Annotated in this window: 27 protein-coding genes, 2 tRNA genes, 1 other RNA gene and 5 pseudogenes; 17 read left to right on the top strand and 18 right to left on the bottom strand. The window is 69.0% G+C overall.

Translation table 11 applies throughout. The features are described from left to right. Positions 1 to 25 precede the first annotated feature (25 nt). The gene (locus SALPAC3_RS0113140) at positions 26 to 1096 is read right to left on the bottom strand and encodes a PHP domain-containing protein (RefSeq protein WP_018221691.1); all 1071 of its coding nucleotides are present in this window, start codon (positions 1094 to 1096) and stop codon (positions 26 to 28) included. A gap of 31 nt (positions 1097 to 1127) precedes the next feature. Further along, a complete protein-coding gene (locus SALPAC3_RS0113135; protein WP_018221690.1) occupies positions 1128 to 1871 on the bottom strand; it encodes a M23 family metallopeptidase in 744 nt (247 codons plus the stop codon). Positions 1872 to 1927: 56 nt separating this feature from the next. Here SALPAC3_RS0113135 and SALPAC3_RS0113130 point away from each other — a divergent pair, with 56 nt between their 5' ends. The 3 genes from SALPAC3_RS0113130 (at position 1928) to SALPAC3_RS0113120 (ending at position 3735) form a co-directional block, all read left to right on the top strand. After that, complete coding sequence (locus tag SALPAC3_RS0113130) at positions 1928 to 2290, top strand: hypothetical protein (RefSeq protein ID WP_018221689.1); 363 nt, start codon at positions 1928 to 1930, stop codon at positions 2288 to 2290. A 289-nt stretch (positions 2291 to 2579) separates the two neighbouring features. After that, positions 2580 to 3104 (top strand): tRNA adenosine deaminase-associated protein, encoded by a 525-nt coding sequence (locus SALPAC3_RS0113125; protein WP_018221688.1) that lies wholly within the window; start codon positions 2580 to 2582, stop codon positions 3102 to 3104. A gap of 166 nt (positions 3105 to 3270) precedes the next feature. Then, positions 3271 to 3735, top strand: coding sequence for a nucleoside deaminase (locus tag SALPAC3_RS0113120; protein ID WP_018221687.1), 465 nt, complete (start codon positions 3271 to 3273; stop codon positions 3733 to 3735). 153 nt (positions 3736 to 3888) lie between these two features. Here SALPAC3_RS0113120 and deoD read toward each other — a convergent pair whose 3' ends face one another. Then, positions 3889 to 4596: a purine-nucleoside phosphorylase gene (gene deoD, locus SALPAC3_RS0113115; RefSeq protein ID WP_018221686.1), complete on the bottom strand. Its 708-nt coding sequence runs from the start codon at positions 4594 to 4596 to the stop codon at positions 3889 to 3891. Positions 4597 to 4673: 77 nt separating this feature from the next. Between deoD and SALPAC3_RS0113110 the strand changes: the two genes are divergently transcribed. Then, a tRNA-Ser gene (locus SALPAC3_RS0113110) sits at positions 4674 to 4763 on the top strand. 88 nt (positions 4764 to 4851) lie between these two features. Here the strand turns inward: SALPAC3_RS0113110 and SALPAC3_RS0113105 are convergent. Then, the gene (locus SALPAC3_RS0113105) at positions 4852 to 5868 is read right to left on the bottom strand and encodes a methyltransferase (RefSeq protein ID WP_026185526.1); all 1017 of its coding nucleotides are present in this window, start codon (positions 5866 to 5868) and stop codon (positions 4852 to 4854) included. 97 nt (positions 5869 to 5965) lie between these two features. On the opposite strand from SALPAC3_RS0113105, the gene SALPAC3_RS0113100 reads away from it, so the two are divergent. Continuing rightward, positions 5966 to 6346 (top strand): YccF domain-containing protein, encoded by a 381-nt coding sequence (locus SALPAC3_RS0113100; RefSeq protein WP_026185525.1) that lies wholly within the window; start codon positions 5966 to 5968, stop codon positions 6344 to 6346. On the opposite strand, the gene SALPAC3_RS0113095 is transcribed toward SALPAC3_RS0113100, so the two are convergent. From SALPAC3_RS0113095 to SALPAC3_RS0113065, 7 genes are all read right to left on the bottom strand, one after another. Beyond that, positions 6330 to 6965 (bottom strand): hypothetical protein, encoded by a 636-nt coding sequence (locus SALPAC3_RS0113095; protein ID WP_018221683.1) that lies wholly within the window; start codon positions 6963 to 6965, stop codon positions 6330 to 6332. The genes SALPAC3_RS0113100 and SALPAC3_RS0113095 overlap by 17 nt on opposite strands. Before the next feature lie 97 nt (positions 6966 to 7062). Beyond that, a complete protein-coding gene (locus SALPAC3_RS0113090) occupies positions 7063 to 8280 on the bottom strand; it encodes an MFS transporter (protein WP_018221682.1) in 1218 nt (405 codons plus the stop codon). 48 nt (positions 8281 to 8328) lie between these two features. Then, positions 8329 to 9255 (bottom strand): aminoglycoside phosphotransferase family protein, encoded by a 927-nt coding sequence (locus tag SALPAC3_RS0113085; protein WP_018221681.1) that lies wholly within the window; start codon positions 9253 to 9255, stop codon positions 8329 to 8331. Positions 9256 to 9308: 53 nt separating this feature from the next. Next, the gene (locus SALPAC3_RS0113080; protein ID WP_018221680.1) at positions 9309 to 10610 is read right to left on the bottom strand and encodes an autotransporter outer membrane beta-barrel domain-containing protein; all 1302 of its coding nucleotides are present in this window, start codon (positions 10608 to 10610) and stop codon (positions 9309 to 9311) included. Between the two features lie 313 nt (positions 10611 to 10923). Then, positions 10924 to 11634 (bottom strand): class I SAM-dependent methyltransferase, encoded by a 711-nt coding sequence (locus SALPAC3_RS0113075; RefSeq protein ID WP_018221679.1) that lies wholly within the window; start codon positions 11632 to 11634, stop codon positions 10924 to 10926. A gap of 42 nt (positions 11635 to 11676) precedes the next feature. Continuing rightward, a complete protein-coding gene (locus SALPAC3_RS0113070) occupies positions 11677 to 12027 on the bottom strand; it encodes a DoxX family protein (RefSeq protein WP_018221678.1) in 351 nt (116 codons plus the stop codon). Positions 12028 to 12117: 90 nt separating this feature from the next. Beyond that, positions 12118 to 12996, bottom strand: coding sequence for an RNA polymerase sigma-70 factor (locus tag SALPAC3_RS0113065; RefSeq protein WP_050563695.1), 879 nt, complete (start codon positions 12994 to 12996; stop codon positions 12118 to 12120). On the opposite strand from SALPAC3_RS0113065, the gene SALPAC3_RS25780 reads away from it, so the two are divergent. Continuing rightward, a complete protein-coding gene (locus tag SALPAC3_RS25780; protein ID WP_018221676.1) occupies positions 12967 to 13500 on the top strand; it encodes a hypothetical protein in 534 nt (177 codons plus the stop codon). The genes SALPAC3_RS0113065 and SALPAC3_RS25780 overlap by 30 nt on opposite strands. A gap of 112 nt (positions 13501 to 13612) precedes the next feature. Here SALPAC3_RS25780 and SALPAC3_RS28765 read toward each other — a convergent pair. Continuing rightward, a pseudogene (locus SALPAC3_RS28765) lies at positions 13613 to 13812 on the bottom strand (helix-turn-helix domain-containing protein); the annotation flags it as partial. Between the two features lie 26 nt (positions 13813 to 13838). On the opposite strand from SALPAC3_RS28765, the gene SALPAC3_RS0113055 reads away from it, so the two are divergent. Then, positions 13839 to 14060 (top strand): hypothetical protein, encoded by a 222-nt coding sequence (locus SALPAC3_RS0113055; RefSeq protein WP_018221675.1) that lies wholly within the window; start codon positions 13839 to 13841, stop codon positions 14058 to 14060. A gap of 186 nt (positions 14061 to 14246) precedes the next feature. Here SALPAC3_RS0113055 and SALPAC3_RS0113050 read toward each other — a convergent pair whose 3' ends face one another. Then, positions 14247 to 15638 (bottom strand): autotransporter outer membrane beta-barrel domain-containing protein, encoded by a 1392-nt coding sequence (locus SALPAC3_RS0113050; protein ID WP_026185522.1) that lies wholly within the window; start codon positions 15636 to 15638, stop codon positions 14247 to 14249. A 184-nt stretch (positions 15639 to 15822) separates the two neighbouring features. Between SALPAC3_RS0113050 and SALPAC3_RS27140 the strand changes: the two are divergent. Continuing rightward, positions 15823 to 16043: pseudogene (locus SALPAC3_RS27140) on the top strand (hypothetical protein). On the opposite strand, the gene SALPAC3_RS0113040 reads toward SALPAC3_RS27140, so the two are convergent. The 3 genes from SALPAC3_RS0113040 to SALPAC3_RS0113030 form a co-directional block, all read right to left on the bottom strand. Continuing rightward, entirely contained in the window at positions 16040 to 16516 is a 477-nt protein-coding gene (locus SALPAC3_RS0113040) for a hypothetical protein (protein WP_026185521.1), read from the bottom strand. The pseudogene SALPAC3_RS27140 and the gene SALPAC3_RS0113040 overlap by 4 nt on opposite strands. A 249-nt stretch (positions 16517 to 16765) precedes the next feature. Further along, a complete protein-coding gene (locus SALPAC3_RS28760) occupies positions 16766 to 16993 on the bottom strand; it encodes a hypothetical protein (protein WP_018221672.1) in 228 nt (75 codons plus the stop codon). After that, positions 16993 to 17193 carry a hypothetical protein gene (locus SALPAC3_RS0113030; RefSeq protein WP_018221671.1) on the bottom strand — a complete coding sequence of 67 codons (201 nt, stop codon included), beginning with the start codon at positions 17191 to 17193 and terminating at the stop codon, positions 16993 to 16995. The genes SALPAC3_RS28760 and SALPAC3_RS0113030 overlap by 1 nt, the downstream gene beginning before the upstream one ends. A gap of 148 nt (positions 17194 to 17341) precedes the next feature. On the opposite strand from SALPAC3_RS0113030, the pseudogene cutA reads away from it, so the two are divergent. Further along, positions 17342 to 17674: pseudogene (cutA, locus tag SALPAC3_RS25775) on the top strand (divalent-cation tolerance protein CutA). Here cutA and SALPAC3_RS27135 read toward each other — a convergent pair. Then, positions 17628 to 17939: pseudogene (locus SALPAC3_RS27135) on the bottom strand (helix-turn-helix domain-containing protein); the annotation flags it as partial. The pseudogenes cutA and SALPAC3_RS27135 overlap by 47 nt on opposite strands. 354 nt (positions 17940 to 18293) lie before the next feature. Between SALPAC3_RS27135 and SALPAC3_RS28755 the strand changes: the two are divergent. Continuing rightward, positions 18294 to 18662 (top strand): annotated as a pseudogene (locus SALPAC3_RS28755) (hypothetical protein). 85 nt (positions 18663 to 18747) lie between these two features. Here the strand turns inward: SALPAC3_RS28755 and SALPAC3_RS0113015 are convergent. Continuing rightward, positions 18748 to 18832, bottom strand: a tRNA-Ser gene (locus SALPAC3_RS0113015). A gap of 81 nt (positions 18833 to 18913) precedes the next feature. Between SALPAC3_RS0113015 and ffs the strand changes: the two genes are divergently transcribed. The 7 genes from ffs to SALPAC3_RS0112985 all read left to right on the top strand — a co-directional run bounded on the left by ffs (position 18914) and on the right by SALPAC3_RS0112985 (position 26787). Next, positions 18914 to 19004, top strand: an RNA gene (gene ffs, locus SALPAC3_RS27130) — signal recognition particle sRNA small type. Between the two features lie 164 nt (positions 19005 to 19168). Next, positions 19169 to 21658, top strand: coding sequence for a DNA polymerase III subunit gamma and tau (locus SALPAC3_RS0113010; protein WP_018221668.1), 2490 nt, complete (start codon positions 19169 to 19171; stop codon positions 21656 to 21658). Between the two features lie 125 nt (positions 21659 to 21783). After that, the gene (locus SALPAC3_RS0113005; RefSeq protein WP_018221667.1) at positions 21784 to 22092 is read left to right on the top strand and encodes a YbaB/EbfC family nucleoid-associated protein; all 309 of its coding nucleotides are present in this window, start codon (positions 21784 to 21786) and stop codon (positions 22090 to 22092) included. Positions 22093 to 22099: 7 nt separating this feature from the next. Beyond that, positions 22100 to 22693: a recombination mediator RecR gene (gene recR / locus SALPAC3_RS0113000; protein WP_018221666.1), complete on the top strand. Its 594-nt coding sequence runs from the start codon at positions 22100 to 22102 to the stop codon at positions 22691 to 22693. Positions 22694 to 23086: 393 nt separating this feature from the next. Beyond that, positions 23087 to 24748 carry an ABC transporter substrate-binding protein gene (locus tag SALPAC3_RS0112995; protein WP_018221665.1) on the top strand — a complete coding sequence of 554 codons (1662 nt, stop codon included), beginning with the start codon at positions 23087 to 23089 and terminating at the stop codon, positions 24746 to 24748. 75 nt (positions 24749 to 24823) lie between these two features. Next, entirely contained in the window at positions 24824 to 25828 is a 1005-nt protein-coding gene (locus SALPAC3_RS0112990) for an ABC transporter permease (protein ID WP_018221664.1), read from the top strand. Next, entirely contained in the window at positions 25825 to 26787 is a 963-nt protein-coding gene (locus tag SALPAC3_RS0112985) for an ABC transporter permease (protein ID WP_026185519.1), read from the top strand. The genes SALPAC3_RS0112990 and SALPAC3_RS0112985 overlap by 4 nt, the downstream gene beginning before the upstream one ends. Positions 26788 to 26816: the final 29 nt, after the last annotated feature.

Below are 26816 nucleotides of genomic sequence, written 5' to 3'. Positions count from 1 at the left end.
GGCGGGAGCATCGGCCCGCCATCGGTCAGGAGCGGCTTGCGGCCCACGCCACCAGCCGCTGCGCCGGCCAGGTGTTGACCACCCGGTCGGCGGGGACGCCACAGCGGGCGGCGCGTTCGCAGCCGAACCGTTGCCAGTCGAGCTGACCTGGGGCGTGCGCGTCGGTGTTGATCGCGAACCGGCAGCCAGCCTCCAGTGCCCGCCGAATCAGCCGTTTCGGCGGGTCCTGCCGCTCCGGCCGGGAGTTGATCTCAACCACGACGCCCCGCTCCGCGCAGGCCGCGAAGACGGCGTCCGCGTCGAAGTCGCTCTCCCCCCGGGCGCGCCGCCGGTGCCCCCGGTCGCCCGGCCCGGTCACGCCCGCCGGCCGAGTGGAGACCATCCGGCCGGTGCAGTGCCCGAGGATGTCCAGGTGCGGGTTCGCGACCGCGGTGAGCATTCGACGAGTCATCCGCCCCCGCTCGTCGGAGAGGTTGCTGTGCACCGAGCCCACCACCACGTCGAGTTGGGCGAGCAGCTCCTCGTCCTGGTCCAGCGTGCCATCGGCGAGGATGTCCACCTCAATGCCGGTAAGGATCCGGAACCCCGGCGGCAACGCCTCGTTCAGCTGCGCCACCTGCTCCAGTTGGCGGCGTAGCCGGTCGGCGGTCAGCCCGCGCGCCACCTTCAGCCGAGGCGAGTGGTCGGTGAGCACCAGGTACTCATGGCCCAGCTCGACCGCGGCCAACGCCATCTCCTCAATGGGGGAGCCGCCGTCGGACCAGTCCGAATGGGTGTGACAGTCGCCGCGTAAGGCCGTCCGTAACGCTGCCGCCTCAGCGTCCAGGTCGGTGCCCTCGGTCGCCGCCAGCCGACGCAGGTAGACCGGCTCCTCGCCCGCCAGTGACTCAGCCACGCAGCGGGCGGTGACCGCGCCCACCCCGGACAGGTCGGTGAGCTTGCCGGCCCGGGCCAACTCGGCGACCTCCGCGGTCGGCAGGGCGGCCACGGCCTTCGCCGCCGACCGGAACGCGCGCACCCGATAGGTGGCCTCGTTGGCCCGTTCCAGCAGGAAAGCTATCCGGCGTAGGTCAGCGATGGGATCCCGGGCGGTCATTCCTGCAACCTAGCGGCTGCGGCCAGGACACTCACGGCTCCTTCGGGCAACCGTGTCGGCGCTGCCAGTCCGTCACCTCCACAGCGGGCGACCGGTTCACCCCACGTCGCCACGCGTCCAGGTAGGGCGCCGGCCACACCACCCCCCGCCGGATCCACCAGCCGTCCTTTCCTAGACACGGCGGCGAGATGCCGAAGTGCAGATGACACACGTTGTTCGCGTTGCCGGTTCGGCCGACGGTGCCGAGCTGCTGCCCGGCGACGACGCGTACGCCCGGATCGAGGCCCGCTGCGACCTCGGTCAGGTGTGAGCCGTAGTAGCGCACCCCGTCATCGCCCAGTACCGCCACCGACAGGCCGCCATTGAACGGACCGCGGAGGCCGCCCGGGTCGAAGCGGTCCACTCGGCTCACCTCCAGCACCGAACCGTCCGTCACCGCCACCACCGGCGCACCGCAGTCGGCGAAGATGTCCGTGGCGGGATACACCGAGTGGGTCGGATGATAGGAGGCGTCACCGGCCCGTACCGGGAAGACGTGCCGGACCTCGGCGGGCCGCGTCTGCGGTGGGGACGCCGCCGCCTTCGGCGAAGCCGCTGTCGCCGTCGGCGTCGAGCTGGCCGCGGGGGTGGTGGGGGTTGGGGCAATGGTGCCCGGGCGACCGGCCGTGCCGGTGTCCACCCCGGGGCGGGTCGTCGCGCAGCTCGCGGTGAGCACCGCGGCGAGCAGAAGCAGCAGGGGATACGCCGGGCGGCGTCCGGTCAACGGCGCAGGCATCCGGCCATCCTGACAGACCAGTACGGTGGGAGGGAAAAACTGGGGAGGAGGCGACCGTGACCGACCCGTACGACGGGGGCCGCCCGCGAAGCCCGTCGGGGCTCTTCCCCGCTGGGCCGCCAGCGCGACCCACCTACCGTGAACCCCATCCAGTCCACGGTGCCGCGGTAGTCCTCGGTGGCGTCGTCGCCACGACCTGGCTGCTGCTCTTTGGGCTGCTCGGCGCCAGCGTGCGGGGATTCGCCTGGTGGACGGTGTTCGCTGGTGGCGTCGCCTGGCTGGCGGCTCTGCTGTTGGTGCGGCACGGCGATCGGGGAGTTGCCACCGGGGTCGCGATCGTCGTCGGTGGCGGGTGGAGCATCGCGGCGGCGGTCGTTGCGAGCCGCTGGATGGTCAGCGGAGACTGGCCCCTCTGGTAGGTGGTTCGGCCACCTAGGGCGGCCCGGTCCACCCTTCCCCCGGCTGCTTCGATCAGTGCGGCGGCGTCGATTGGCCACCTGTCGGGGCGTTGGCCGGTCGTCCGGCGACCCCACCGGCTAACGTGCACGCGTAAGACCGTCCGGGCATCGCTGGGCGAGCGGCAGGTGGGGCTGATGGCCTGGTCACGCCGTGACCGGCGGTGGTCGGTGGCCAGGCCGGCCACCGACTACGCGCAGCCGCGGACGGTCCGAGGATTTCGGGCTACGCCGAGGAAATTTGGGGGGAACCGTGTCGTACTTTGCTGCGGCCGTGGTGCGGGACGAGAGCGGCTGGACCGCCGCCGAGGTGAACCTCCGCGGTGCCGTTGACGTGGACGGGATTGCCGACCGGTTGCGCGACGTTGACCCCGGCGCCGACCTGTCGCTGCTCTTCGTCGAGGCCGAGGATGAGTACCTGGTGATCCTGCGGCTCGACGAGGGTGAGGACCTGCGGGTCTTCGGTTCGGACTCGGCGTACGCCGAGGAGACCCAGCTGGGCGCGCTGCTGGTCGGGGATCTCAAGGCGTCGGTGCCGGCGTTGGACGAGATCGAGGAACCCCGTGCCGCCGCCGGTGACCCGGAGAGCGAACAGCCCGCCGCGGACCCGGAGGCGGACCCGGTCGGGGACGCGGACCTCCTCGCCGACCTGGGGGTGTCCGGGACGAAGCTGATCGCGCTCTGCGGGCATGAGGGGCTGCTGCCGGCGGATGTCACCACCGAGGCGTGCACGGTGTTGGGCTGCGCCGACGAGGTTGAGGAACTGCGTGAGGTGTGAGCCCGTCGCCGTGGGCGAGATCGGGAGCGTGGGCGGGGCCGGGACCGGGAGCGTGGGCGGGGCCGGGACCGGGAGCGTGGGCGGGTCCGGGAGTGGGAGCACAGGTGAGCGTGAGCGCGAGGCCGGCCTGGGCGGTGCCGGCCGCCGGCAGCGCCACGAAGAGTGGATGCGCCGGGCGTTGGAAGTCGCGGTCGCCGGGGCGGCGACCACGGTCACTGCCGCGGACGGGATTCCGGCCCCCGCCGCCGCTGACGACATTCCGGTCGGCGCCGTGCTCCTCGGCCCGGACGGGGCCGAGCTGGCCACCGCCCGCAACGAGCGGGAGCTGACCGGGGACCCGACCGCGCACGCCGAGGTGCTGGCGCTACGCCGGGCAGCTGGTCGGCTCGGCCGCTGGCGGCTCGACGGGTGCACCCTGGTGGTAACCCTGGAGCCGTGCACGATGTGTGCCGGGGCGCTGGTGCTGGCCCGGGTTTCCACGGTGGTGTTCGGAGCGTGGGAGCCGAAGACCGGCGCGGCCGGCTCGCTCTGGGACGTGCTGCGCGACCGCCGACTGAACCACCGCCCCGAGGTCTACGGCGGTGTCCTGGAAACGGAGACGGCGGCGGTCCTGCGCGCCTTCTTCCGGTAGGGCCGACGGCCCGAGACGACCGACGGCCACCTTCGCGGCAGGTCCGGCGGCTGCCGTCTTCGCGGCAGGTCCGGCGGCCGCCGGTGCTCGCGGCAGCGTCCCGACCCGGCGCCGACGGTTGGTGCCGCCACCGGATCGGGACGAGCCCGTGGATCAGGCGATGATGGTGTCCAGGGCGATCTCCACCATCTGGCTGAACGTCTGCTCCCGCTCCTGTGAGGTGGTCTTCTCCCCGGTGCGGATGTGATCGCTGACCGTCAGGATGGTGAGCGCGCGGGCCTTGAACCGGGCGGCGATGGTGTAAAGCGCTGCCGATTCCATCTCGACCGCCAGCACGCCGTATTCGGCGAGCGAGTCGTAGAGGTCCGGCCGGTCGGTGTAGAAGGCGTCCCCCGCCAGGACCGGCCCGACCCGCATGGTGACGCCGCGCCGCTCGGCCACCTCCACCGAGGTACGTAGTAGCCCGAAGTCGGCGACCGGGGCGTAGTCGACCAGCCCGTCGAAACGTACGCGGTTCATGTTCGAGTCGGTGGCGGAACCGATCGCCGCCACTACGTCACGGAGTTGGAGGTCCTCGGCGAGGGCGCCACAGGAGCCGACCCGGATCAGCGACCGGACGCCGTACTCGTTGATCAGCTCATGCGCGTAGATCGAGGCGGACGGCATGCCCATGCCGGAACCCTGGATCGACACGTCGACCCCGTTCCAGCGGCCGGTGAAGCCGAGCATCCCGCGGACGGTCGAGTAGCACTGCGCGCCCTCAAGGTAGGTCTCCGCGATCCACTTGGCCCGCAGCGGGTCACCTGGCATCAGGACCCGCTCGGCGATCTCTCCCGGCTTCGCGCCGATGTGCGTACTCATGGCAGGGATTCTGCCAGCCCACCCCCGGCCTCGTACCGGTTGGGCCTTCCCTCGGGCGGTCCTGTAGCCTACTCGGCGGTGGTGTGTCCGAGTGGCCTAAGGAGCACGCCTCGAAAGCGTGTGAGGGTTTACGCCCTCCGCGGGTTCAAATCCCGCCACCACCGCCAGTGAAAGGTGAAGCGCCCGGTCGGTCCGGAAAGACCAGCCGGGCGTTTCGCTATCCCAGGATCGTCTCAGTTGTGGTCGTCGTCTGGGTCAGGGCCGGCGGGCCACCACCGCGCCGTTCGCGCCGGGCGCATCGAAAGCCACGACCCGGGCGTCCACGAAGCCGGCGTCGCCGAGCCAGGTGACGTATTCGGCACCGGAGTAGTTTTTGCCGCCCTCGGTTTCGACGAGCATGTTCATCCCCATCAGGGCGGCCTCCGGTGGGCCGGTGCGTTCGTCGTTGAGGAGCAGTTCGGAGATGACGATCGCGCCACCGGAGGGGAGCGCGGCGTGGCACCGGGCCAGTAGCGCCCGGTTGGTCGCTTCGTCCCAGTCGTGCAGGATCATGCTGAGCAGGATCACGTCGTGCCCGTCCGGCAGGGCCGGGTCGGCGAGGAAGTCGCCGGCGACCGCGCCGACCCGACCGGTCAGGCCCGCCTCGGCGATCCGCTCCTCGGCCCGGACGCAGACGTGCGGTAGGTCCAGGATCGTGGCCTGGAGCTGTGGCAGTCGCTGGCAGAGCTCGATCGGGAAGGCCCCGGCGCCGCCACCGACGTCGAGCAGCCGGCGGTGGGCGCCGAAGTCGTACGCGTCGGCCAGCGCGCGGGCGGTGAAGCGGGAGGTGGAGAACATGGCGTCCCAGAACTCGGCCACCATTGCCGGATCAGTGGTGTCGAACATGGACCCTTGTTGTTGCGGATCCCAGGTCAGTGGGCGGTTACCGCGCAGCGCCTCGCCGATGCGGTGCCAGGGCAGGTAGGTGCGCAGGTCGGAGTAGCGGACCTGGGCACCGAAGTAGTACGGCCGCCCTTCCACCAGGAACTGCTCGGCCAGCTCGGAGTTGCGGTAGCCGGCGCCGGCTTTCTCCAGCAGCCCCAGGGATGCGCTGGCGGCCAGCAACAGGTCGGCCGGGCGTTCGTCCATCCCGAACTCGGCGGCGGCTTCGGTCACGGTGATGGTCCGTCCGCCGGCCAGGCGGGTGAACAGTCCGAACTCGACACCGACGGCGAGGGTCTTGAAGCCCCAGACGCCGGCTACGAGTTGCATCAGGGGAGTAGGGGTGATCATTAGGAGATAAGAACACGAAGTGGTTCGCGGCCGTGGGTCGGCGCCGGAGGCGGTGCGCGAGGTCGGCGAGGTGGCGGAGGTGCGTCACGCTAGTAGCATGATGCGCTTCGTCCTGAACGTGCTGTGGCTCATCTTCGGCGGCGGAATCGTGCTGGCCTTCGGCTACCTCGTCGCCGCGTTGATCTGCTTCGTCCTCGTCATCACCATCCCGTTCGGGGTCGCCTCGCTGCGGCTGGCTTCGTACTCGCTGTGGCCCTTCGGCCGCACCCTGGTCACCAAGCCGGGGGCCGGCATCGCCTCCGGGCTGGCGAATGTGCTCTGGGTGCTGTTGGCCGGCTGGTGGCTCGCGCTGTCGCACCTGATCGCCGGGGTGTCGCTCTGTGTCACGATCATCGGCATTCCGTTCGGCATCGCCAACTTCAAGCTCGTACCGGCGGCATTCTGGCCGCTCGGCCAGGAGGTCATCGAGGTCCGCTGAACCGAAGCCCGCCTGGCTCGCCGGACCGAAACCCGCCTGGCTCGGGGCGCTGGCTGGCCTCGGCTTCGCGCCGTTCCCACTCCTCCACCAACTCGTCCCAGTAGTCGGCCCCCAACCCCCGCCGCCCGTGCGCCAGCCAGCCGGCGGTGTTCCGCTCCACGTGCAGCCCAAGCTCGGCGAAGAGGTCAACCCACGGCCCCGGCTCCACCCCCACCTCGACCAGCGCGGCGTTGATCGGCCACCGCCCCCGCGGTCCGTCGAACGCCGAGTCGAAGCGCGGTCCCCAGATTCGTTGCCCACCGAGCCACACCGCCGCCGCCTGGTGGCCGACGCCACCGGCGAACTCCGCCTCGACGTACGCCACCGGCCCCTGCCGCGACCAGTCGGCCAGCGTCTCGGTCAGCGCGGTGGAGAGAACTAGCGTGAATGGGCGCTCCGGGGTGGGCTCCTCGACGGCGTAGTCGAGTGGCGCCCCGGTCAGCTCCTCGACCAGTTGTGAGGTCACCGGCAGTAGGGCGAACTCCTGCCGCAGGTTGCCGAGGACCGCGTGATCCAGCCCCCGGGTCTCCCCGTGCAGCAACCCGACGTCCGCGATGATCGCGCTGAGCTGGTAACTCATTTGTCCACAGGCTGTGGATGAAACATGTGTACGAAGATCCCGGTCAGCTTCGCCTCCGCTGGTTGCCCAGTGCGCTGCACGCCCCCAGTATCCCTGCTCAGCTGGGGGCGGGCCGGGACACGACCCACCAGGCGGCGGTCGCCATGACCGCGACCAGGCCGCTGAAGATGAAGGGTGCTTCGATCCCGATCGTTGCCGTGAGTACACCGCCGAGCAGTGCGCCCGCGGCGGCGGCGCTGAAGCTCAGGGTGCGGCCGGCCGCGATCGTACGGCCGAGTAGTTCCCGTGGCACCAGTCGTTGTCGTAGCGACACGACCGTGACGTTGAGCACCGCGAACGAACCGCTCGTGACCACGATGACGAGGATCGCCGCCCACAACTGGGTGGTCACGGCGAGTATCGCCGGGATGCCGGCGGTGATCGCCAGTGAGCAGGTGAGAATCATGCGGTGCCGGCGGCCCGCGACGAGTCGGTCAACGATGACCGAGCCGAGCAGGCCGCCGAGGGCGCCGGCGGCGAGCAGGATTCCGAAACCGGTCGCGCCGATGCCGAGGGGGCCCTCCGCGTACAGCACCAGGATCGCGAACCAGGCGCTGTCGGCGGCGGCGACCGCGGCGGTGACCAATGCGAGGGTTCGTAGCACCCGCTGGCCTGCCAGCCAGCGCAGACCCGCCATTACACCGGGGCTGGCCTGCTTCGGCGCGTCCTGCGGTGGCCGGGCGGCGATGCTGATCGGCAGAGTCAGCAGGAGCATGACGGCCAGGGCGAGGGACGCCCCGTTCGCGGCGAAGGGTAGCGCGGCGCCGGCCACGAAGAGCGCGGCGCCGACCGGCGGGCCGACGAACTCGTTGCCGACGATCTCGCCGGCGACCAGCCTTCCGTTGGCGCGTTCAAGTAGCCGTTCGGGTACCAGGCCGGGAAGTGCCGTCTGCGCGGCCGTGTCGCGTACCGTCTCTCCGACCCCGAGCAGGAAGCTGGCCAGCAGGACCAGCGGCAGCGACGCCCAGTCCATCGCCACGGCTACCACCAGGACGCCCAGGACGACCACCCGGGCGGTGTCCGCCTGGGCGAGTAGCGCGCGAGGGCGGCGGCGGTCGGCCAGCGACCCGGCGAGGAGGCCGGTCACCAGCCACGGTAGGGACTGGGCCGCGGCTACCGCGGCCACCGCGATCGGGTTGGCGGTCAGCGACGCGGCGAGTAGGGGGAAGGCGGCCAGTCGGATGCCGTCACCGACGTTGGCGAGGGTGCTGGCGCTCCAGAACGTCCAGAAGGGCCGGCCCAACGGAACGGAATTGGTGACCATGACGGGCATCATCGCACCATCAGCGCCTCCGTTGGGGGCGCTGGATTGGCTCCGCAGCCCTCATCCTGGCCGTGATGCGCACACCGCGGCGGTGAGGCGGCGGAGGGCGGCGTGCGCCGGTGGGCCCCAGGAGGGCTTGCCGCCGGGGCGGCCGTGGACGCCGTTGTCGCCGATGATGAGGCAACCGAGGGCGCGTGCTGCCGCCCATCCGCGGGCGCGGCGCAGGGTGGCGGGGTCGGGGGTCGGCTCGTACGCCGCGTGGAGGTGGTCGATGCCCTCGGGCAGCAGCAGCCACCCGGCGGCGAGGTCATAGGCGGGATCGCCGGTGCACAGGTCACCGAAGTCGATCACTCCGCAGAGGGTGCCGTCGGCGGTGAGCACGTTTGCCGGGTGTAGGTCGGCGTGTAGCCAGAGCGGTGGGCCGGTCCAGGGCGGAGCGGCAACCGCGTCCTGCCAGATGGCGCGAAGTGCGTCCGGCTCGTCGATCAGCCCACGTTCGGTGGCGGCGGCGAGCGCCTCGGCGAACTGCTCGGATTGGTCCACCAGCGGCCCACCCCGGTCCCGGCCGGCAGGTGCCCCGCTGGGGGCGGGTTGGTGCAGCGCCGTCAGGAAGGTCGCCAGCGACCTGGCTGCGTCGAGGGGGCGTGTGACCGGGGCTTGGTCGGCGGGGGCGCCCGGAATCCAGGTGGTGATGAGCCAGGACCGGGGAAACCGTTCGGAGGGTACGCCGAGTCGTTGCGGGACGGGGACCGGCAACGGTAGGTGTGGGGCCAGAGTGGGTACCCAGGCGTGTTCCTTGGGTAGCAGCACGTCCGCGAACGCCGTGGCCCACGGAAGCCGGACGGCCAGGTCGTCACCGAGCCGCCACAGTTGGTTGTCCCACCCCCGCGCACCGAGCCGGATGGGGCGTTCGGCGAGGTCGGGGTGCTGGTCGCGGACCAACTCCCGGACCAACTCCGCGGTGATCTCATGATCGACGTGGGTCATGCGGAGCAATGTATCCGTTGCCGGGCCCCTCGGGGCCCGGCCTATTCGGACTGCTAACCGGCGCAGCCGGAAACCTCGACGCAGTTGTTCGGTCGATTCTTGACCACGACGGTGCCGGTCGCGGTGTTCAGGTTCACCGTGCCGCCCACCTCGTTGTAGATGCCGCCACCGTCGGCGCCGGCGATATTTTTGGTGACCTTGGTGGTGAAGAGGGTCACGGTTCCGATGTCCTCGTTGTAGATGCCACCGCCCAGGCTGCCGGCCTGGTTGCCGAAGACCTTCGTGTTTCGTAGCACCAGATCGGAGATGTTGTAGATGCCGCCGCCCTCGACGCCGGCGTTGTTGTTCTTGATAACACTGTCCTCAACGACGACGGATGCGCCGTCGTCCACCCCCAGGCCGCCGGCGATTACGGTCTGGGACACGTTGTCGGCGATGGTGACCGAACGGAGCGTTACCTCTGTGCGGAGGCCCGCGAGGATGCCGCCGACCACCATGGTGGAGCTGTTGCCCAGAACGCTGCTTTCCGTGACCGTGGCGGTGCCGCTTTCGACAAAAAGACCGCCGGTGGATTCCTGGGCGCGATTTTTCGCGATGCTGCTGTGTTCGATCAGAACAGTTCCCGTGCTGGTGGCCCCGGCGCCCACCAGGGCGGTGTTGGCGTGGATGCCAGATTTACTGATATTGAGTAGGCCGGAATTTATGATGCCTCCGCCGGAAGAGCCAGCGGTATTGCGGCTGACCTTGGAGGATCGGAGGTGGGTGGTGCCGTTGTTGGCGATGCCGCCACCCGCGTCGCTGGCGATGTTGCGGGTGATGGTGCTGTGATTAGCAGTCAACGCTCCCCCCGCGTCCACCAATATGCCAGCGCCGTCAGTGCCAGCGCCGGTGGTCTGGCCGCCGGTGATCGTCAGCTGGTTGAGGGTGAGGTCACCGCCGGTGTTGACGTTGAGGATGCGGAACTGGTCAACCGCAGCGGCGCGTTCGATGGTGGTGCTCTTACTCCCGTTGAGGGTGATCGGGCTGGTGATGGCGGGTAGGCCGGCGCCGTCGATGTTCGCGGTCAGCAGGTAGGTGCAGTTTCGGGCGAGGTCGAGCACACCCCCACCGCGGGCGTTGGCCAAGGTGATCGCAGCGATCAGGGCATCCGCGTCGCAGGGGACCGGTACGCCCGGTGACCTCCCGCTCTTCTTTCCCGGGTCGTCCCTGCTCTGGTCGTTGGGTTTGCCGCCGTCGAGTTGGCCGCGGTGCTCGTCGGTGGCGGGCCGGTCGGCGACGGCGGGGCGGGTGCGTCCGACCGCAGCGGCGGCCGGGGTGGCGGCGACGCCGACGGTGGTGAGGGCCAGGCCCGTCACTCCGACAGCCCACCACCGGGACCGCCCCCGGCGTCCACCAGATCGAGCCGGGTCGGGCTGGTGGGTGTGCTCCTGATGGCTCATCGCAGTCTCGGTGTCCTTCCCCGTCATGGACGAGAAGCCACCAAACCCCGGGGCTGGCCGGGTGACGCTCCTCGGCTACCAGGCCGGTGGTAGCAGCCACCTCCGAGTTAAACCCGGCGCAGACCCCATAAGGACATGAATGCGAAGAATATGCCCAAACCGCTCAAAAGTGTCTTGTGGGGTAAGGCGTCGCCGTGCGTCCCAGCGGGCGGTAACGCCGGCTGGGACGCTACCGCCCCGGGGCTGGCAGCGCCCGGATCGCGAGGAACCCGATCGGCTCCCGCAACAGCCGTTCGTAGCGTTCTCGATCGATCAGCGCCGCCTCGGCGGTCGGTCGTGGCTCCAACAGCCGCTCGATCAGAAAGCCCGCCTCATGTAGCTCTTCGCAGGTCCGTTCCAGCGGGGCCAGCCAATAGCGCACCTGCCAGCCCCGGCTCCAGGTCTCTTCGATAACGCGCACGTCGAAGTAGCTGCCACCGTGCCGAAGCCAGTCACCGGTGGGGTGTAGCCGGGACAGCACGAGCGCGCCGTCCGGCCGCAACACCCGCCGCAACTCCCGCAGCGTCGAGGTCCGGTCATCGACATACTCCAGCCCGAGCGCGAACAAGACCAGGTCAACCGAGGCATCCGGCAGCCAGTGCAGCCGGTCAGCAAGATCATGTACGTGGAAGACGCCGGCGGGGACACGCTCTCGACACAACTGGACCATGCGCGGACTCTGGTCCAACCCGATCACCCGGGCACCCCGGGCGGCCAACTCCTCGGCGTAGAGCCCGGGACCACAGGCCGCATCCAGCACCGTGCGCCCAGCGACCGCACCGAGCAGCCGCAGACAGGTCGGCCGGTCGTAGTGAGCGTTGTAGAGGCCCTCGCGGGCGTGCTCCAAGAACTCGTCGGCGAACGCGTCGTACTGCGGTCCCGGTCCCACGGCGTCGGTCATGTAGCCAGTTCTACGCGCAGCGGCGCCAGCTATCCATGGGTTTCACCGGTGATAGGCGAGGCTGACGGTGAGCGCGGCGAGAGCGACCACGAAGAAGAGCGCCCAGGCGCCGAGCCGGAAATTGCCGGCCCGCACGTGTGCGCCCAGCGCACCGAGGAAGTACAGGACCAGACCGGCCGCCGCGAGGGTGCCCAGGACCGGCACGACGAACCCGGCCAGCAGGCCGAGCGCACCAGCGCCGAGGAGCACCCCCAGGGGCCGTACCCACGACCGGGGAACCCGGTTGCGGTCCGCCTCCCTCTTCGGATACTCGTGCCCGATCAGGTTGGCGACGGCGGCCGAACCGGTGAGGGCCGAGGCGAGCAGGGTCACGACAAGATACGTTGCGAACATCGTTGCCTCCGGTGCGGGACAGGGACGTTGGTCAGTCGTTCCCGGACGAGACGGTGACCCGAGTTGTGACGCGGCCACGAGTGAGCTGGGTCACTCGGTTGTCCCGGTCAGCTTCTGCGGGCTACTGACCACGTGGATGGTCTGGACCAGGCCCCTCACCAGGTGCAGGGTCATCACGAGCACGGTCTCTCCGTCGCAGCGGACCACCACACCGGGGCCACCGTTGACGGGTAGCACCCCGACCGTCGACCCGACCGGCTGCTGCCGGGAGAGCACGACGATGGCGCGGGCCACGCGGTCCGAACCGTGAATCGGCCTGCGTGGCGCGCCCGTGAGGCCGCCGCCGTCGCTGACCATCGTCACGTCCGGGGCCAGCACGACGATCAGCGCGGCGATGTCACCACCGGAACAGGCGGCCAGGAAGCGCTCGGTCACCTGCTGCCGGGTCGCCGGGTCGCTGTCATAGCGGCGGTGGCGGTTCTCCACCGCCTTCCGGGCCCGGTGCGCAAGCTGGCGTACCGCCGGCTCGCCGCGTCCCAGAAACCGCGCGATCTCGGCGTACGGGTAGCCGAAGGCCTCCCTCAACACAAACACCGCACGTTCCAGTGGGGACAGCGCCTCCAGAACGAGCAGTAGTGCGGTGGAGACGGAATCGGCGAGGGCCACGTCGTCGGCGATGTCCGGTCGAGTGAGGACGGGTTCCGGCAGCCACGGGCCGACGTACGCCTCCCGTCGTACCCGGGCGCTACGTAGCTCGTCGATCGCCAGCCGGATGGTCACCCGAACCAGGAACGCCTCGGAGTCCACGACGGTGGCCGGATCGACCCGACTCCACCGCAGCCAGGTCTCCTGCACCACGTCCTCGGCTTCCTTGGCGCTGCCGAGCGTTCGGTACGCGACCGCGTACAACAGGCCACGGTGCTTCACGAAGGACGACTCGTGCGGGGCCCCTGCCACTTCCTCAGCCACCCGACCAATGATCCGGATGTTGGCCCGAACCTCGCCAGCGCGGTCTCCTCGTCGGCGGAGCCTCCATTCCACTGCGCGACCGCCATCTATTTCAACAACATCCGGCTCTGCAACGTTCACCTGTCTCCGCGAGGCAGCGACACCCGGGACGCCACCTGGGAGTACGCCGACGACCAGCTCGGCGAGATCAAAAAGGTTGTTGACGACTACGGCAACGTAGCCTTCGGCGGCGACTTCAACCTTCTCCCGCCGGATCACGTCTATCCAATAGACGACGAGAACGACCCGGACCGTGGTTGGGTCTGGGACGCCAAGGGTGGCAACCCATATCCAAAGTATCGCGAGTGCGACCAGACGCGCCAGACAGGTGGCGGCCGCCCAACGACCAAATACGGAAGCAAGATCGACTACGTGTTCAGCAGTCGGCCATGGCGCTGGTGCGCGGTCACCACCACCGCCTTTTCCGACCACTATCCGCTCGTCTACAGCATGGAGATCGCCTAACCGATGCGGGCAACAGAAGATCCCCAAGTCCTGATGAGCCGCAACCGGCAGTTCTGGGCAACGGTCCGTCGACCTGCTGGCGTTCGTTCAGGTCACGCCACCAGCGGCGGATGGTGGCGTCGGCTGGTTTCACCGCATGCTTCCGGTGCGCTAACGCGAGCGTGTTGCCGGTGAGCGCCTGTTGTCTGCGTCTCGGGCGGCAGCGAGGCTGGTGCGATACAGCCTGTTGGCATCAGAGTGTCGACCGGCGTCGAACGCCGCTCATCCGGCGAGTTGGGTCTGTTCCGCGAGGACCGCCAGGGGTTGCCGGCCGGGTGGAGTCTGGCCGACCGTCCGGCATGGAGATCGGCTTGAAGGAGAACTACGACCAGCTGGTCGCGCTGAACACGAACTTCCAGATCGTGGCTGGCGACGTGAAGGGCCTTGCTCGGCAGGGCGAGGACCATGAAGCACGCCTACGCGCCCTGGAGCGCGCCCGGTGGCCGCTGCCCTCACCGGCCGCGCTGGTCTCCATCATCGCCCTGGTGGTGTCGGTCGTCGGCTACAACGCCCCCGACTGAGACGCCGGACCTCTCCAGCCCCTCGCGTACCTCGGCCGCGTGCTACTGGGCAACGGCCATGTCAGCGCCGGCCGCCTGGAGCAGCTCCACAACCGCATCCCCCGACCCAAACCAGGAAGGGCCCCGCCCCCCTGCCGCCCGTAGACGATAGGGGGCGAGGCCCCTCGTGGTGCCCGAACGACGGGGTCAGTCCGGGCAGCCGGTGACATTGACGCAGTTGTTCGGCCGGTTCTTTGCCACGACGGTGCCGGTAGCGGTGTTCAGCTCGACCGTGCCGCCCACCTCGTTGAAGATGCCACCACCGTCGGTAATGGCGATGTTCTTGACCACCTTCGTGTCGGAAAGAGTGAGCGTGCCGGTGGCCGGGTTGAAGATGCCACCACCCTGGTCTCCGGCCTGGTTGCCGGTGGCCGTGGTCCGCCGCATGGTGAGGACACCCTGGTTGAAGACCCCGCCACCGTCAGTGCCGGCGCTGTTGTCCTTGATGCGACTGTCCTCGACGACAACCGTGCCCACCGGTCCGACAATCAGCCCGCCTGCTGTCAAAGTTGTTGCCGTATTGTTCGCGAGGGTAACGCGCTTCAGAGTGAGCTGTCCGCCACCTGCGACAGCGCCCACCTCACTGGCGGTGTTCCTCGTGATGCGAGTATCAATTATCTCTCCAATCGCCCCGAAGCCGACGAGGATGGCTCCGCTACTCTGCCTTGCGGTGTTACCGGTAAGCGTGCTTCCCCCGATTCGGATCGAGCTACCGCTGAGGTTTGCTATACCCCCAAAATCGACGGCTGCGTTGGCGTCGACGTGAGCATCGCTGATGGTGAGTTGGCCAGTGTTGCGGACGCCTCCACTGTTGTTTCCAGCGGTGTTCCGGCTGATGGTGGAGTGTTTTATGGCGGTGATTCCGTTGTTGGAAATGCCGCCGCCGTTGATGTTGGCGATATTACGGGTGATGGTGCTGTATTTGGCGGTCAGTGCTCCACCGGTGTTGACCAGGATTCCCCCGCCGCTGCCGGTGGACTGTCCGCCGGTGATTGTCAGGTGGTTGAGGGTGAGGTCTCCGCCGGCGTCGACGGTGAGGATTCTGAACTCGTCGGCGGCAGCGGCGCGTGTGATGGTGGTGTGTTTGCCGCCGTTGAGAGTGATCGGGGTAGTGATTGCGGGCAAGCCCGCACCGTCGTCGATGTCGCCCGTGAGTGTGTAGGTGCAGTCCTCGGCGAGGTCGAGGACAGCACCCCCGCGGGCGTTGGCGAGGGTGATCGCCGCGATCAGCGCATCGGCGCCACACCGAACCGGTGTGCCCTTGCCTTTGTCCTTCCCACCCTTGCCCTCGTGATCCTTGTTGTCGGTGGAGGCGTGGATAGGTCTTCCCAGCCGGTCATCGGCGGCGGTGACAGCGCGTTCGACGGCGCCGATAGCCGGCGCGCCGCCAACGCCGAGGCTGGTGGTGAGGGCCAGGCTGGTCATCCCGGCCAGTCCGACGGCCCGCCGTCGTGACCTCGCCCGGCGTGCACCTGGTCGGTCCGGTTTGTGTTCGTGGCGCTGATAGTTCATCGCGGTGTTGGCGTCCTTCCCCGTCACGGACGAGAACCACCGACCCCGGAGGGCGGGGCCGCGGTGGTGTTCCTCGGCTACCAGGCAGGCGGCAGCAACCACCCCGAGCTAAACCGACACCAACCCCACCAAGACATGAACCCGAAAAACATGCCTGAACGAGACATGAGACCGCCGTGGCGTCAGGCCCACCCCGCACACCCGGAGAGGAATGACCCACGACTACCTGATCTCGCTCATCCACACCGCGGCCCCCGCGGCTGTCGGCGCGCTGCTCGCCTGGCCTCGACGGCGGGCATCGTCCTCGACGCCGACTCGTCCACCGCCCTCACTGCCGGGGTGGTGGCGCTGGCGACGGCCGGCTACTACGCCCTCGTCCGGGTGCGAGGCAGGGTGGTCGGGCTCGGTGTTGCCGAGGCGAGACCCAACTAATCAAGGCCGAATGCTGCAGTAACCACGACGGCGACGGCGAACCAGAGGACGAACGCGACGGCACTGACGCCAACCATGATCAATGCCTTAATGGCGGTCGGGGTCTGGATGCGGGTGACAGCACCCACGTTCACCACAAAGCCCAGCGCTCCGATCAGTCCACCGAGGGCGCCACCGACAGCGACCATCAGGAGGATCGGCAGCAGGGTCATGACTCGCAGGACAGCCGGTACCGAGGGCCCGGTCCGATGCCGTACACCGTTGACCTCCACAGTCGGGTAGGGGTCGGCGAACGCGCTGCGTACAGTGGCTTCAACCGCACCACCGCCCGCTGCCGGCAGCGCGTACTGGTGCCCGCCGGTCCGGGGGGCTGGCACTCCGCTAACGGTGACGACAGGGTGGGCCCGGAAGGCGTTGGTCGTCACGACAATCGGGCCGGCTACGCTGTCGATGCTGATAGGTTCTGTATTCACCAAGATGATCTTAAGCTATCTGCGTGCCCGCACCACACCTGCCCGTGACCAGGGAAACCGACACCAGCCTCGCTCACCAGCGGCCCCTGTTCAGCCACCACAGGGGGCCCGGATGGGGGAGGGCTTGGTGGACTCTCTTTCCGGATCCGTTGGGGTAGCGGCGGTGGTGGCGGATTACGGCGCCAGGACGGACACGCACGACAGGACAGCCCCTTCCAGTTGACAAATGAGAGCGGGCGGCGGCGGGCTTCACCGCCGGCCCCGGGGTTCGGGTGGCGCCCAACCGCCCTGCCCGAGCGTGGCGAGGTAGTCGTAGGCGGTTTCGGTGGGCGGGCACGGCCATGCGGACCGGCAGATCGGGCACCGGTCCACTCGCGGCCAGTGTTCGGTGATGATTCGCCGGGCGGGCAGGATCATCCGGTTGCGTAGCTGGACCGTAGACAGGCTGCCGGAGGGCGGCCGGGCGTGGGTGGCCATCACCGGCGGTAGGCCCGCTGCCGGGCCAGCGGGGTCAGCAACGGCCGGCTGTCGAGGATCACCGTCGGTTGGTCGCACAGTGGGCGGTAGGCGCCGGCCCGCGCCGAATACAGCGTGGCGGGACCGGTCGCGTCCAGCCGTGCGGGCCGGCGGGAACGCCGTGGGACCGCGAAACCTAACTTGGACAACCACGTGCGCATGCGCTGCCTCCCAAAGGGATGTCAGGGGGACGCACTGACCCCGCACTGTTGCCCGGCTACGTTGTCGCCGTTTCCACCCTTTCCGCATTGCGCAGTCGCAGTTGAGGGAAGAGTTGTCCGTGCTGTCCGCGGACACCTTGTGGCTAGGGTGTGCCAGGTGAGCGACTGCGTGCAGGTATCGACGGCCGCGCCGTCCCGAGATGTCGCGGTGGAACTCGCCCAACAGGCCGTAAGCCAACGCCTCGCGGCTGGTGCCCAGATTGTCGGGCCGGTGACATCGGTGTTCTGGCACCTTGGGGAGCAAGGTGTGGGTGAGGAGTGGCAGGTGCTGCTGTATACCACCCTGGACCGCTAATCCGACTTGGAGGCGTGTATACATCAGGCGCACCCATGGACAAACCCGCAGGTGACAGCGGTGCCAGTGGTGGTGGGGGCTACCGGCTACCTGAATTGGGTGTCGAGGACGGTCGATGATGCGTAGGCATCTCGGAAGCCAGCGAGCGCAACTCGGTGACGCAGGGCAGCGCGGCGTGTGGCTCTAGGCGGCCGAGGATCTCATGTAGTCGTTGTCCTGGCCGGATTGAGCCCACGCCAGCGGCGAGCCGGGCCACGACTGAGGCCGTTGCGCACACTTGCTCGACCTCGTTGGCGTCGAGGTAGGCGTCGGCCAGCCACGACAGATACGGGGACTTGTCGCGGGCCTGCGTGTCGTCAAACCCCGCCAAGGCTCGTTCGAGCACGGGGATGGTTCCGAACAGGTTCGAGCTGTCCGCTATGAAGTAGCGGACATTCAAAACGTCAACGGACGTCCAAAAATCATTCGTCGATGTCACTTGTCGACTATGGATACGCTACTAAACTCGTTCGGGCTGATAAGTGATCACGAGCATCGGTGACGGGTGCCTCCGTGCGGGGGTCGTGGCCCTCGGTTCGCGCACCATCGCCGCCCTATCTCGGCGGTCATCCATCGACACACCCACGAGAGGGCTTCCCATCTGTTCGTACGTGTGTTCGACTATCGTGTCCCTGGCCGGCACTCACCGGAGGTCTTCGACAGCGTGAACTACCCCTCCCCCTCCCACCCCCACCGTCGCCCCGCCATGCCACTGGTTGCCCGCGCGGCACACGCCGCCACCGCCGCTACCAGCGCGCAATGACCAGCAAGCGCGAACGCCTGTACCAGCAGGAAAACCGGCGCCTCCGGCAGGAGAACGCGTGGCTCCGGGCGAGGTCCGACACTGCTGGGACGCCATCGACGTGATGAACCGTCTTGCTGGGCTGGCCTCCGAGTTCCCCGATCGATCCGTGGGGCGCACAGTGGTCGTCGATCAGCGGCGCCTGCTGGAGGTGCACCTTCGCGAACAGTTCGCCGCCGACTGGAGGAGGCGCGGCGCAAGGGCTACGCGAAGGGATATGTGACCGGGGTTTTGGACCGTCTGTCGGGTGGGGAGCGGCGGCGGGTCCGCTAAGTGATCTCCCCTACCTGTCCCCTAAGATCGTCAGGCCCCGGCGTGAACCGGGGCCTGACCTGCGCTTTTACGCGCTCACCGCGAGCGGAGGATACGAGATTCGAACTCGTGAGGGTGTAAACCCAACACGCTTTCCAAGCGTGCGCCCTAGGCCTCTAGGCGAATCCTCCGCCGAACAGGATACAGGTCCGGTCGGGGGTCCCCACCCCACCACCCCCCGATGATCGACACTCGGTCGGGTAGGCTGTCTGCACCCCCCGTGCGGCGTGCATCTCGTGAACCTCCCCAGGGCCGGAAGGCAGCAAGGATAAGCGGGCTCTGGCGGGTGCACGGGGGGCCTTTCGGTGCCGCCGTCGGCGCCTGCCGCTGAGCTGCCTTGTCAGCAAGGGCTCCTTCTGTTAAGCGGGCGTCAATCCGGCTCCTTCCTTGCCCCGGGGCCAGCGGGGCGGGTGGTCACCCGGGCCGGACCGGCGCAGAATGGCTCGGTCGAGAGGAGGCGGGACGCTGTGGCGCTGGCGCTCTACCGCAAGTACCGGCCACGTACCTTCGCCGAGGTTATCGGGCAGGAGCACGTCACCGAGCCGTTGTCGCAGGCGCTGCGCAGCGGGCGGCTCAATCACGCGTACCTCTTCTCTGGGCCGCGTGGCTGTGGCAAGACCTCCAGTGCCCGCATCCTGGCCCGGTCGCTGAACTGCGAGCATGGCCCGACCCCGGAGCCCTGTGGGACCTGCGCCTCCTGTCGGGCGTTGGCTACCGATGGTGCCGGTTCGATCGATGTCATCGAGATCGACGCGGCCAGTCACGGCGGTGTTGACGACGCGCGGGAGCTGCGCGAGAAGGCGTTCTTCGCGCCCGCGCAGAGCCGCTTCAAGATCTACGTCATCGACGAGGCGCACATGGTCTCGTCGGCCGGCTTCAACGCGCTGCTCAAGCTGGTCGAGGAGCCCCCGGAGTACGTCAAGTTCATCTTCGCCACCACCGAGCCGGAGAAGGTCCTCGGCACGATCAAGTCGCGGACCCACCACTACCCGTTCCGGCTGATCCCGCCGAAGGTGCTCCGGCCCTACCTGGAACAGCTCTGCCAGGCCGAGGGGGTCCAGGTTGAGCCGGCGGTCTTCCCCCTCGTCGTGCGCGCCGGTGGCGGCAGCGCCCGGGACAGTCTCTCGGTGCTCGACCAGCTCATCGCCGGGGCCGGCCCGGAGGGCGTCACCTACGCCCGGGCCGCCGCGCTGCTCGGTGTCACCGACTCGGCGCTGATCGACGAGATGTGCGACGCGCTCGCCGCGGGGGACGGTGCGGCGGCGTACGCCACCGTTGACCGGATCGTCGGCGCCGGCCACGACCCGCGTCGGTTCGCCGCTGACCTGCTGGAGCGCCTGCGTGACCTGATCATCCTCCAGCGGGTGCCGGACGCCGCGCCGAAGGGCCTGGTGGATGGCCCGGCTGACCAGATCGAGCGGATGACCGCCCAGGCGCAGCGGCTTGGGCCGGGCACCCTGTCCCGGTGCGCCGACATCGTGCACGACGGCCTGGTCGAGATGCGGGGTGCCACCGCCCCCCGGCTGCTGCTGGAGCTGATCTGCGCCCGGCTGCTGTTGCCCGGTGCCGATGACTCGACCGTTGGCCTCCTGCAACGCCTCGAAACTCTGGAGCGTCGACTCACGGCCGCCGGTGCCGGTGCCCCACCGGCCGCTGCCCCCGCGCCGACTTCCGCCACGCTGGCTGCCCCTGCCCCGCCGACTACTGGCTCGTCTCCCGTGCCGGCGGCCCCTGCCCCGGCAGTTGGTACGCCTTCCGCGCCGGCTGCCGGCCCGTCTTCCGCGCCGGCAGCCGACTCCCCGCCTCGCCCGGCGGCTACCGCGACGTCCGCGAGCACGGCGGGCCCGGCTGGTCCGGCCGCGTCCGACGATGCTCGCCGTACCTCCCCCCGGCCGGCGGTCATGCCCGACCCGGCCACGCCCGAGCCGCCCCGGCCGGGTACGACCGGCCCGGGCACCCTCGACGCGGCCGCGGTACGGCGGCGCTGGTCGGAGGTGGTCGGCCTGGTGGGTCGCAAGAGCAAGAAGGCCGCTGCCTGGGCGCGGGAGGCGACGGTCCACGAGGTCGACGGTCAGACCCTCGTGCTGGCCTTCCGGTATCCGTTTCACGCCCAGGCGCTCGCCAACGAGCCGGATCTGCTTATCGAGTCCCTCCACGAGGAGTTGGGCGAGCGCTGGCAGATCAGGTGCGAGGTGGCCGGTGAGCGGGTCGGCGGACCCGCTGCTGGGGCCCGCGCCGGCAGCCCGGCCCGGCCTGCGGCCGCGCCGGCTCGGCCGGAGCCGGCTCCAGCCGCTCCGACCCGCTCGTCGGCCGGCGGCGGGACGGCCGGCGGCGGGGCGGCTGATGGTGCGGCCCGGCGCCCCGCTGGTTCCGCCGAGGAGCAGGAGTGGCCAGAGCCGGCGCGCCCCGGCGGGGCTGCTGCCCCGCCCGAGCCGGTCGGCAGCGCGGCCGAGGAGTGGCCTGCGACCGCCCGTCCAGGGGGGCCAGGGGCGGCCGCCACGGCTCCGTCAGCAGGACCAGCAGCGGGACCGGCTCCGTCAGCAGCAGGGTCGGCGGGGTCGGCTGCCGGTGGTGGCCGGGTCTCCGGCGCGGGTGCGGCGGCGCCTGCGGCCGCATCCCGGCCGTCCGTGACGAGCGGTTCCCCGGCGAGTAGTGCGATCGCCGCTGCCCGGGCGGCGGCTGCCGGCGGGGGGCGGTCGCAGCGCTCCTCCGCTCCGTCGCGACGGATAGCGGAGCCGGACTGGGCCGGCGAGCCGCCGTACGATCCGGACTACGACGGTGCGCCGCGTGGTGGTACGGCTTCCGCGGTGGTGCATGAGGGGTTCGATCCGGGGGACGAGCCGCTGGACGAGGTGATTGATGAGCGGACCGCCCGTCAGTCCAGTGAGGAGCAGGCGGTGCGGCTGCTCCGCGAGGCGTTCGGCGCGGAGCGGATCGACGAGGTTGAGTCCCGTTAGGTCGGCGGCGCTGCTGGCGGGGAGTAGCACCCGTGAGCAAGGCCAGTGAGCAGTAAGCAGTGAGCAGAGTTAGTAGCAAGTCGATGAGTGAGGAGTCGTTCGTGCGCCCAGGTGGACAGCCGAACATGCAGCAGATGCTGAAGCAGGCGCAGAAGATGCAGCAGCAGATCGCCCAGGCGCAGGCCGAGCTGGCCGAGGCGGAGCTGACCGGTGCCGCGGGTGGTGGCCTGGTCACCGCGACCGTCGCCGGCACCGGCGAGCTCAAGTCGGTCACCATCGACCCCAAGGCGGTCGATCCGGAGGATGTCGAGACCCTGGAGGATCTGGTGGTCGCGGCCGTGCGGAACGCCGGCGAGGCGGCCCGGGAGCTGACCGACCAGAAGATGGGGCCGGTGGCCGGCGGCATGGGCGGCCTCGGCATGCCCGGTTTCTGAGCCGACGATGTACGAGGGCGCCATCCAGGACCTGATTGACGAGCTGGGCCGGCTGCCGGGCGTTGGCCCGAAGAGCGCCCAGCGGATCGCTTTTCACGTCCTGTCCGCGGATCCGGCCGACATCAACCGGTTGGCCGGCGCGTTGCGCAAGGTCAAGGAGCTGGTGCGTTTCTGCACCAGTTGCTACAACGTGGCCGAGTCCGAGCAGTGTCGGATCTGTCGCGATCCACGCCGTACCGATGAGGTGCTCTGCGTGGTGGAGGAGCCGAAGGACGTGGTGGCGATCGAGCGGACCGGTGAGTTCCGCGGCCGCTACCACGTCCTCGGTGGCGCGATCAACCCACTGGAGGGGATCGGGCCGGACAATCTGCGCGTCCGGGAGTTGCTGACCCGGCTGGGCGGTGGCGCGGTGCGGGAGCTGATCTTGGCCACCGACCCGAACACCGAGGGTGAGGCGACCGCCACCTATCTGGCGTTGATGGTGAAGCCGATGGGCATCGCCGTGACCCGGTTGGCCAGTGGCCTGCCGGTCGGCGGTGACCTGGAGTACGCCGACGAGATCACTCTCGGTCGTGCCTTCGAGGGGCGCCGGACGGTCTGAGCTCCGGCTGGCACCCCGGGGGCCAACGGCCTGGGCCCACGGGCATCCCTCGGGGGGCCATGGGCGCCCCCCGGGGGTGCCAACCAGGCGCCGCTGGCACCCGGGCCAACGGTCTGGGCCTTGTTGGTCACGCATCAACGGGGGTCGTATTGATCTAACAGCTGAGGCCCCCAGGGCTGGGATGATGTAACAGTTTCGCATCACGGCCACCGATCATTCGGAAAGTTCTTCTTTTTTCCTTCGATCCTTCGGCCTGGGTGGGGAAAAGTCGCGATCCGACATCGACTGTCCACCTAGCAGTTTCCGCACCGTTGGCCGGCCGGCTATGGTTCCCGCCATCGGTGACCCCGGTCACCGCGTTGTCCGTATCCACAAGGACGAGGTGAAGCACCCATGCGTGCATCCAGGCCGAAGGCTGCTGTCGCGGCCGTCGCGGTCGCGGCCCTCGCGGTAGCCGGCTGCGCCGAGAGCGACCGCGAGGATTCCGGCGGTAGTAACAACGACACCCTTGTCTTCGGTGTCGCCTCTGACCCGAAGGTGCTCGACCCGAGCTTCGCCAGCGACGGTGAGTCGCTGCGGGTGGCCCGTCAGGTCTTTGAGACCCTGGTCCGCCCCGAGGAGGGCGGCACCAAGGTGAGCCCGGGTCTGGCTGAGTCCTGGACTCCGGATGAGGCGGGCACCACCTGGACCTTCAAGCTTCGCTCGGGCGTGAAGTTCCACGATGGCACCGACTTCAACGCCGAGGCCGTCTGCGTCAACTTCAATCGCTGGTACAACGCCACGGGCCTGATGCAGAGCCCGGACGTGACCGCGTACTGGCAGGACGTGATGCAGGGCTTTGCCCAGAACGAGGACGAAGGGCTCTCGGAGAGCCTCTTCAAGTCCTGCACCGCCAAGGACGCCACCACGGTCGACCTGACCTTCAGCCGGGTCTCCAGCAAGATCCCGGCCGCCCTGATGTTGCCGTCGTTCTCCATCCACAGCCCGACGGCGCTGAAGAAGTACGACGCGGACAACATCGGCGGCACCGCGGACGACGTCCAGTACCCCGAGTACGCAACCAAGTACCCGACCGGCACCGGACCCTTCAAGTTCAAGTCCTGGGACATCGCCAACAAGTCGCTCACCATCGAGCGCAACGACGACTACTGGGGCGAAAAGGCCAAGCTGAAGAACCTCATCTTCCGGACCATCCCGGATGAGAACGCGCGCAAGCAGGCGCTGAGCTCCGGCGACATCGACGGCTACGACCTGGTCGGGCCGGCTGATGTCGAGCCGTTGAAGAGCGAGGGCTTCAATCTCCTGACCCGGCCGGCGTTCAACATCCTCTACCTGGCCATGAACCAGGAGGGGAACCCGAAGCTGGCCGACCTCAAGGTCCGGCAGGCGATCGCCCACGCGATCAACCGGCAGGCCCTGGTCGACTCGAAGCTGCCCCCGGGCGCGAAGGTCGCGACGAACTTCTTCCCGGACACGGTCGAGGGTTGGAACGGCGACGTCACCACCTACGACTACGACGTCGACAAGGCCAAGCAGTTGCTGGCCGAGGCCGACGCGACGGACCTGACGCTGCGGTTCCACTACCCGACCGAGGTCACCCGTCCGTACATGCCGAACCCGAAGGATCTCTTCGAGCTGGTCTCGGCGGACCTCCAGGCGGCTGGCATCACGGTCGAGCCGATCCCGCTGAAGTGGACCCCGGACTACATCAACGCCACCACCTCCGGTAGCGAGCACGACCTGCACTTCCTCGGCTGGACCGGCGACTACGGCGACGCCTACAACTTCATCGGTACCTTCTTCGACCGGCAGAAGGACGAGTGGGGCTTCGACAACCCGGCCCTCTTCGAGCAGTTCCAGGACGCCGACTCCACCGCCGACTCGGTGGAACGGGTGGAGAAGTACAAGGGTCTGAACAAGACCATCATGGACTTCCTGCCCGGGGTGCCGATGTCGCACTCACCGCCGGCGATCGTGTTCGGCAAGGACGTGACCGGTATCACGGCCAGCCCGCTCACCGACGAGCGGTTCGCCAAGGCTGAGTTCAAGTCCTGATCTAAGGCAAGAAACCGGGCGGGCGCTGTGCTGCACAGCGCCCGCCCGCGCCCCTCCGCACCCTTCTGAGGCATCGTGTTCCGGTTTATCGTCAGACGCCTGCTCCAGCTGATACCAACGCTGTTCGGGCTTTCGCTCCTGCTCTTCATCTGGGTCCGTCGCCTACCGGGTGGCCCCGAGGACGCCATCCTCGGCGAGCGTGGCACCCCCGAGATGCGCGCGGCGATTCGCCGCAGCATGGGTCTCGACGAGCCGATCCTGGTGCAGTACGGCCGCTTCGTGCAGCGGCTCCTCCGCCTGGACCTGGGCACCTCGTCGTCGACCAAGCGTCCGGTGGTCGAAGAGTTCCTGGAGCGTTTCCCCGGCACCGTCGAGTTGACGATCACCGCCCTGGTGATCGCGATCGGGGTCGGCATTCCCCTCGGCTACCTCGCCGCCCGCCGTCGGGGCCAGCTCCTCGACCATCTCTCGGTCGGCGGATCGCTGGTCGGGATCTGCGTCCCCATCTTCTTCCTGGCCTACGTCCTGAAGGCGATCTTCTCGGAGAACCTGGGCTGGTTCCCGTCCAGCGGCCGACAGGATCCGACCCTCGACGCGACCCGGATCACGAACTTCTTCGTCCTCGACGGGCTGATGACCCGGGAGTGGGATGCCGCCGCGGACGCGCTCTGGCATCTGGTGCTGCCGGGGATCGCCCTGGCCAGCATCCCGTTGGCGATCATCGTCCGGATCACCCGGGCGAGTGTGTTGGAGGTGCTCAACGAGGACTTCGTCCGGACCGCCGAGGCGAAGGGGCTGACCGAGCGGACCGTGCGGGGCCGGCATGTGCTGCGCAACTCGCTGTTGCCGGTGGTCACCTCGATCGGCCTGCTCACCGGGGGGCTGCTCTCCGGTGCCGTGCTGACCGAGACCGTCTTCGCGTTCACCGGCATCGGGGCCTTCATCTACGAGGCGATCAACCATCGTGACTACCCGGTGCTGCTGGGCTTCATCATGATCATATCGGTGGTGTACGTGCTGGTGAACCTCCTGGTTGACCTCTCCTACAGCCTGATCGACCCGAGGGTGAGGGTCCGATGACGATGACAGGTAAGAGGGAGCGGTTGGATCGGCTCGCCGAGTTGGTGAACCGGGACGACGAGCGGGGGGTCAGCCTCTGGCAGGAGGCGTTCCGGCGGCTGCGGCGGAACCCCGCCGCCATCATCGGCGCCGTCATTCTGACGGCCTTCGTCCTGGTGGCGCTGGTCGGCCCGTTCTTCGTCCCCTACGAGCCGAAGGACACCATCGGGATTCGCGAGGGCCTGGTGAAGTCGGGGCAGGGCATCATCCCCGGCGCCTCCGCCGAGCACTGGTTCGGCTACGACCACCAGGGCCGGGACGTCTTCAGCCGGATGATCGTCGGGGCTCGACAGACGCTGCTGGTCGGCGTGGTCGCCACGCTGATCGGACTGACCGTGGGCGCCCTGATCGGCGGGATCGCCGGCGCGGCCGCCGGTCTGGGGGGCCGCTGGGGGCGCGCGGTCGACAACGCGCTCATGCGCGTCATCGACATGATGCTGGCGCTGCCCAGCCTCCTGCTCGCGGTCAGCATCGCCGCCCTGCTCGGGGCGAGCCTCAGCACTGTCATGATCGCGGTCGGCATGGTGTCGGTGCCGGTCTTCGCCCGGCTGCTGCGGGTCTCGATGATCGCGCAGGCCAACAGCGACTACGTGCTCGCGGCCACCTCACTGGGCGTCCGGAAGCCGAAGATCGCGCTGACGCACATCGTGCCGAACTCGCTGGCTCCGGTCATCGTGCAGGCCACGCTGACCCTGGCCACCGCGATCATCGAGGCCGCCGCGCTCTCGTTCCTCGGCCTCGGCAACCCGGACACGGCGCAGCCCGAGTGGGGCGTCATGCTCGCCGACGCCCAGCCGTACCTCGGCATTCGACCCGCACTGGCGATCTTCCCGGCGGTGGCGATCATCATCACCGCGCTCGGCTTCACCCTGCTCGGTGAGGCGATGCGTGAGGCCCTCGACCCGAAGCTGCGGAAGTAGGTCCCGCCATGTGTGTAGCCCGAGAAACG

Source organism: Salinispora pacifica DSM 45544 (assembly GCF_000378845.1).
GTDB classification, from domain to species: Bacteria; Actinomycetota; Actinomycetes; order Mycobacteriales; family Micromonosporaceae; genus Micromonospora; species Micromonospora pacifica.
Note: the sequence above shows the minus strand (reverse complement) of the source record. Positions and strands in the feature narration are given on the sequence as shown.